Source organism: Micromonospora sp. NPDC048040 (assembly GCF_055587185.1).
Genome location: NZ_JBVJGT010000071.1, coordinates 23,334 through 30,238, shown reverse-complemented (window position 1 = coordinate 30,238; position 6,905 = coordinate 23,334). Strand labels below are relative to the sequence as shown.

6 protein-coding genes are annotated in these 6,905 nt (G+C 71.1%); all 6 read right to left on the bottom strand.

Features of this window, described 5'->3' with window-relative positions; translation table 11 throughout:
• Positions 1-481: IS110 family transposase (locus ACZ6O2_RS33095; protein WP_466025720.1), on the bottom strand; the 481-nt coding region annotated here is incomplete at its 3' end.
• 1,061 nt (positions 482-1,542) lie between these two features.
• The gene (locus tag ACZ6O2_RS33090) at positions 1,543-2,085 is read right to left on the bottom strand and encodes a flavin reductase family protein (RefSeq protein WP_466025719.1); all 543 of its coding nucleotides are present in this window, start codon (positions 2,083-2,085) and stop codon (positions 1,543-1,545) included.
• Between the two features lie 19 nt (positions 2,086-2,104).
• The gene (locus ACZ6O2_RS33085; protein ID WP_466025718.1) at positions 2,105-2,692 is read right to left on the bottom strand and encodes an O-methyltransferase; all 588 of its coding nucleotides are present in this window, start codon (positions 2,690-2,692) and stop codon (positions 2,105-2,107) included.
• 1 nt (position 2,693) lies between these two features.
• Entirely contained in the window at positions 2,694-3,935 is a 1,242-nt protein-coding gene (locus ACZ6O2_RS33080) for a hypothetical protein (RefSeq protein WP_466025717.1), read from the bottom strand.
• Positions 3,919-5,781: a S9 family peptidase gene (locus tag ACZ6O2_RS33075; protein WP_466025716.1), complete on the bottom strand. Its 1,863-nt coding sequence runs from the start codon at positions 5,779-5,781 to the stop codon at positions 3,919-3,921. Before ACZ6O2_RS33075 ends, ACZ6O2_RS33080 begins: the two co-directional genes overlap by 17 nt.
• Positions 5,778-6,905, bottom strand: a complete 1,128-nt coding sequence (locus tag ACZ6O2_RS33070; RefSeq protein WP_466025715.1) for a SagB/ThcOx family dehydrogenase — start codon at positions 6,903-6,905, stop codon at positions 5,778-5,780. Before ACZ6O2_RS33070 ends, ACZ6O2_RS33075 begins: the two co-directional genes overlap by 4 nt.

Here is a 6,905-nt window from a genome sequence, read left to right as displayed (position 1 = left end):
CGCCGGGCACCAACTCGAGTAGCAGGTGATGCAGCCGGGAGACGACTTCGGTGCGGGCCCGGCCGAGCTGGTCACGGCGGTCGACCAGCAGCCGTGACGCGACCGTGGTGTCGTCGGTGACGACCTGCCGCAGACCTTCGGTGCGCAGGGCGAGCACGGCGACGCTGCGGGCATCGACCGGGTCGGTCTTGCGGCCCTGGCCGGTGGCGAACACGCGGGCCCGGGCGGACAGCTTCGCGGGGACGTCCACGACGGTTTCGCCGTCGGCGACCAGGCGTTGAGCGATGTGCCGGCCGATGCCGTTGCAGCCCTCGACCGCCCAAAGGCGGTCTTTGTGCTTGCGGCCGGCGGCGAGCATGGCCTGGTAGCCGTCGCGGTCGGTGCCGAACCGGCCCTGCCCGACCGTCTTCTCTCGCGTGTTGATGATTTCGATGGTGGCGGAACGCTTGTGCGGGTCCACGCCGATGATGACCTTGGCCATCGTGTCCTCCCTTGATCCGACGATGGGTCGTCGACGGGAGGGCAGCGCTACCTTGAGCTGGGCAGTCCCCTCCTGAGCCTCTCACCGCCGCGGTGACCGGCGGGACGCACGCCAGATGAGAGCCACACCAACCTGCGGTGGGCAGCCGCGATGAGAGCGACCCCACCGGTCACCTCGACCAAGCCTGGCCGGGCTGCGGTCGTACCACCAGTCAATAGGTAGCCGCGATCCGAGCGTCGCGGTTGCCGAACGAGCGGCCGTGCCGGCGACATCTGAACCTGCCGAAGAAACCGGCTCCGGGTCGGCGGCCCTACGCCCCAGAGTCGCCAAGGTTCGCGCGCCAGCGCTTCCCTCCGACGGCCGACTCAGCTACCGGCTGCCCGGCTTGGTCTGAAACCAGAGGATCACGACCGCGGCGAAGAACAGCAGCACAAAGAACGCGCACGGGCACAGCAGGAGCCACGCCATTCCTTCCATGGCGCACAGCCTAGGCTCGCCGCACGCCGAGCTCGGCAACCTGCACACGGTCACGGTGATCCTCACTTGGATCGGCACTGGTGGGGCATCCACATCTGCCGTTGACATGGCGCGCCAGTCGTCCCGACAGCCTCACTGTCAGTCCGGCATCCAGGTCGGCCGCGTCTCGTCAGATCATGATCATTGGCGGCAGATCCGGCCACCAGCACCAGGGTCGGCGTGACTCACCGTGATTGCTGGAGCGGGCATCAACGCGAATACAAGACAGTTGGATTACCTGACCCTGCCAGTCTCACGGGCCGGTCAGGCGGCGGTGGAGCGGTTCTTCTTCCTGGATGACGCGGATCGGGAGTTGATCGGCAGGCGTCGGGGTGATCACAACGGTGGTGGCTGCCTGCACCCTTCCTCGTCTTCGACCGTGAGGGTGAAGGTTGTCCGGCGCGAGGGAAGTGCCGTGGTGAGCGAGGCCCTGAGCGACGATTGGCCGATGGTGTCGGGCGTCACCGGCGGGACATGCTGCGCGGCCGGTCCACCCCGGCGCCTGGTCCGGCCGCCGCCGGGACCAGACCCCGGAGGTCCCGGCCTCACCGTCGCCACAGCCGGACCGGCTCTCCGCTGATCCGGCGGTACTGGCGCCGGAAGTACAGCAGCGGGTCCTCGCCGGTTCCCCGAACCGCGGCCGTAACCCGCCCGACCACGACGGTCGCGGTGCCCGCCTCCATGCTCGCGGTGAGGGTGCACTCGACGGCGACAAGGCCGTCGACGAAGGCCAACGACCCGCCGGGCATCCGGCGCGTGGACCAGCGCCGCAGGTCCTCGGGGTGATGCTCGGCGCGCGGGCGCCCGAACGCGGCCGCGACCGGATGCTGACCGTCGGCGAGCAGCGTCACCGCCCAGGTACTTCGGGCCAGCAGGGCATCGTGGAACTGACCCGCCCGCCGGAGACCGATCACGGCGAGCGGTGGTTCCAGCGACACCGACGCGAACGTACTCGCCGTCAACGCCATGTCCGTACCGTCCGGACCGCGGGTGGTGACCACAGCGAGCCCGGCCGTCCGGTACGACATCGCCTCGCGCAGCAGGTCCGTCGGCAGCGACGACGGTGTCAGCTCTCCTTTCGAGGACACCACGTTGACGCTCCCGACCTCACTCGGCGGGGCCACGACAGGCACCGATCACCAGACCCGAGCCCCAGTCGACGAGCGTCGCGAGCAGTCGCGGCTCGGCGAGGATCTCGCTGCGGAAACGAGCGACCCGCGGACGGTGCGCCTCGGTCCACTTCTCCTGCGGCAACAGGTCGTCGGCGATGAACAGCGCGCCCGGAGCCATGTGTGTGAACAGCAGGTCGCGTCGATCGAACTTGGCTGTGGTGGTGTCCACGAAGACCAGGTCGAACGGCGGCCCCTGGTACGCGGTGAGCCACTCGACGGCGTCGGTCGTGACGACCTCGACCCGGTCGTCGTCGGCGAGGAGCGTCCGGGCCGCGTTGGCCAGCGCCGGACCGCGTTCCAGCGTGGTCAGGCAGGCAGTCGGATCCATCCCGGCCAGCAGGTACGCGGCACCGACACCGACTCCGGTGCCCACCTCGAGCAGCCGCCCGCCCGGCTTGGTGGCGGCCAGGGTGCGTAGCAGGGAGCCAGTCTGCGGGTCGGAGGACATCTGGAAGCCGGAGCGTTCGGCGACCCGTCGCGCGCGAACCGCCGCGTGGGGGACGTCTGTCGTGGGTGCGGTCATCTCAGCCCCTCTCGGCCAGATACTGCTGTGGTTCCATGGCGGTGGTGTCCAGTTCGAGGCAGCGGCCCATGGCGTGCACCGCCATGTCGACGTCACCGATCAGGTCGTAACACTGGCCGGCCCGGTACCAGCCGACCGCGCCCGCGCTGGTGCCCAGGTCACCGGCGCGGGCGTACCAGGCCGCGGACTCCGCGTGGTCGCCGGCCAGGGCATAGGCGTCGCCGATGATCAGCCGTGCCTCGACGGCGTTGGGGTCCAGGGCGATCAGCCCGGCGGCCCACTCCCGCAGCCGTTGCGGTGCTGCCGGGAGCACCCCGGAGGCCGATTCGATCTCCAGCTCGAGCAGGTCCCGGCGGCTTTCCTCGCTCAGCAGGCGGAAGTTTTCGTCGCCGGCCGGCCCGTACCGGTCCATCAGCTCCTGCTGCTCCCACGCCGCGTCGAGCTCCGCGCGCACATCGTCGACGCGGTGCTGCGCGGTCCGCAACCGCACGAGCGCCCGGTGGTACCGGCAACGTGTCATGTGTGCCTCCCAGCTGCCGGCGATCTCCGGCAGCGCCGAGGCCATCGCCTCGAACCGCTCGGCCTGCGGCAGGTCGGCCGCGGACCGCACCGCGTGCGCGATCCCCTGGAAGCAGGCGTGGTACGCCAGCAGCCGGTCGGGACCCGTGGCCAACGCCGTGAACACCGGTAGGGCGACACCGATCCGGCCAGGCACCCGGGCGTTCACCCGCGCCACCTCGTACGCGTAGTGGTCGGTGCCGGGGTCGCCGGTCGGGGCGACCGTACCGCCCGAGAGCACGACCGCGAAGCGGCTGAGCGTCAGCTGCGCGAGCTGGAACACGACGAGCGTCCGGGTGTGGGCGTCCAGGGCGTCGAACCGCTCGATCGCGTCGATCAGCCGTTGCCAGGCCGGGGTGCGCAGCGACGCGGGCAGGTCAGCGGGGCGACCCGCCTCGTACGCGTCCAGACCCGCGTGGCGCAGCACCTGGCTACGGAGTCCGGGCACGGACATCCGGGAGAACCACGAGACCCGACCGGGCTCGGCCGCCGCGATCCAGTCGGAGACCGGCCGGATCATCCGAAGGCTGATCGGGGCGGCGGACCGGTGTGCCATGTCGATAATCGGCCGCCACGTCAGGGCCAGCCGGTTGCTGTCGATATCGGGTGCGCTCGTACGGCGCGGGAACCGGCCTCGGGGGTCGCTGCGCGTGTACTGGCGGTGCAGCTCAACAGTTCCCGACATGGATCGCCTCCAGAAACGATCGGATCTCGCCGAACAACGTCTCCCTGTTGTGGTTGGCCTTCACGTGGTGTCCCTCGTCCGGGAAGCGCAGGTACCGCACCGGCACACCGAGACCGGTGGCCCGGGCGACGAACGAATCCACGTCGGCCACCGGCACCCGCTGATCGCGCAGCCCGTGCGCGATCAGCAGCGGCGGGCACGCCGCGTTCACCACCCGGGTCGGCGACCGCGCAGCCAACTCGTCCGCGCCGACCGTCCGCCCGTCCGGGCGGCGCCGGATCTGCCGGATCAAAGACGCGGCCAGCGGCCCCCAGTACCTCGGCGGTTCGTCGACGAACGCGACGAGGTCAGACGGCGGACTGATGGCGATCGCACCACGGGTCAGGTCCGGTCTCACGCAGGCCGCCAGCAACGCCGCGTAACCGCCGTACGAAGCTCCCATGAACACCACCGACCGGGGGTCGACCAGGCCCTGGCGTACGCCGTATCCGACCGCGTCGTACAGGTCCTGCTGCATCCGGCCGCCCCACTCGCCATCGCCCGCGTGTCGGAAGGCGGTACCGAACCCCCGCGAGCCCCGGTAGTTGACGTGCAGCGACAGGTACCCCAGCGACGCGAGGTACTGGGCGTCGGCGTGAAAGCGCCAGAAGTCCCGCCCGGCGGGGCCGCCGTGGACGAGGACCACCGTGGGATACGGCGGGCGGGTGTGCCGTGGGCGCAGCGCGTACCCGGTGATCGGCTGTCCGTCACCCGCGACGAAGCAGAAGTCGTCCAGCCCCGGCAGCCGGGCCCCGATCAGGTCGGGTCGATTCACCATCACCGGTTCGACCCCGCCGGTCCGCGGTATGTACCGATAGTGACGCAACGGGCCGCGGTCGTGCACCTCCGCCACCAGCCAGGTGCGGTCGTCGGCGCTGCGGTCCACCACCACGCGGGAGTGCTCGGGGGACGGCGCGAGATAGTCCACCACGTGTGGCGGTCTCCGGCGTAGGAAGTGGTGCCGTAGCCGTTGGTCCATCACCGCGCACAGGTCGGGCTCGCCGAGGACCGGATCGAACCAAACGCCGTCGGGTGCCACCGGATAGCTCTCCAGGTCGAGGTCGGGGTGGGCGTACACGGTCGTGGCGGTACCCTCGGCGTCCAACGCCACCAGCCGTCGGGTTCTCCCACCGGCGCTGGTGGCGACAAAGAGCCGACGGTCGTCGCGGCTGAAGCGCAGGGCAGCGAAATCGGGTAACTCGTCCGGATCCAGGTGCAGCACGGGCCGGGCGCCGGCGCAGTCCTCACCGAGCAGCACATCGGCCGCTCCGTTCGCGGCGAGCCGGATACCGCCGCGGGGGCGCAGCCGGCCGTCGACCAGCAGGCGGTGGAATCCGGGGTTCGCGGGTAGCCGCTGCGGCCCGGCCGACGGGCAGCCGACGTCGGCCCTGAACAGTTCCGCGCGTCGGGAGTCCCTGACCCGGGCCGCGTACACGACCGCGGTGGGCGCGGCGGCGGACAGCCAGTACTCGATCACCGACGCGTCCCGGGCGAACCGCAGCGACGTGCCGTCCGCGAGCCGTACACCGGCAAGCCGCCAGGCCTCGCGGCCGTGGTGCGCGTGCCGGTAGAGCAGGATCACGCTGTCCGCCGTGAACCGCAGGTCACTCACGGTCTGCCCGGGATGTGTGGCGAGACGCCGCTCGGCACCGTCGGCATCCCGCACCCACACCTCGTGGCCTGCGGCAGTGGTCCGCACGAACGCAACGAGCCGACCGTCCGGGGACAACCGCAGCGAGTGGTACTCCTGCACGCGCAGCAGGATCTGCCGCAGCACGTCGGGCGCGGTCGGTGCGGAGGCACTCACGCCGGGCCTCCCGGCGCCGCGGCGACGTCGTCGTACGGGGGCCGTCCGGGATCGGCCGTGAAGTCCACACCGGCGGTGCCGCGGCTGCGGCCCATGGTGAGCGTATAGACCGGCGCGTACCGGTCGTTGCGCAGACCGTGCAGCTCCAGGTACCGGGAGTCCTGTTGCGCCGGCGTGACCAACGTGGTCAACCCGTACGCGGCGGCGACGGTGACGAGTTCCTGCGCGATGATGCCGGATTCCAGATACAACCGACGCAGGCCGTGCTCGTGGCGGTACCGCCACTGGTACCGGGGGAAGTCGGCGACCAGGCCGAGCGTCCAGGCGGCGCTGCGCGGCGACCACATGCCCTGCAGGATCCGCGCCATCTCCACGCGATGGTCCCCCTGGCGCACCGCGACCAGCTCGTGCGCGCGCAGATCGTAACGGTAGGCCCCGGGCGGAACGCCGTCCACGGCGAAGACGCACAGATAGAAGTCCCAGGCCGAGCCGAAACTGTTGAGGTAGGACAGCGGATCGGCGACGTCGGCGGCCACCCGACGGCGACGAATCTGCGCGAGGCCGTACGACAACAGTCCGGACAGCCACTGCGCGGGCACTGGCACAGGCTCGTACGACCGGCCGGACCGCCGGGTCACCAGCAGCCGCGCGACGGACCGTTCGGGCGGGCACAGCGGCTCGGGCAGCGGGGTACGCGGGCCGTCCGGCAGCACCTCGTCGACCGGCGGTCCGTCGGACTTCACGTACCCGCTCACCACCCGGGACCGAATTGCCTTGTCCGGGTCACTGACGTCGGCGAATCGATACCCTCGGGAGGCCACGTAGTACTGGTCCGACGGGTACCAGCCGCGCTCCTGCCAGTGCCGCCAACCGGGAAGCAGCGCGCTCCGGTCGCCGTCGGCCCCGATCTCGGTGAGCCACGCCTGCGCGCGGTCGTCGTCGGCCGGGCCGGAGCCGCCGGGGTCGGAGTGTCGCAGGATCAGCGTCGCGAGCCGGTCCGGTGACCAGCGGAACCTGCGGCCGGTGACCGTGTCGGCGACCTCGACGTGGCTGGCGCCGGGCTGCACGGCCGGCCGTATTCGCAGGCCCAGCGGCCACGGCCGGACGCTGTTCGGAGTGTTCAT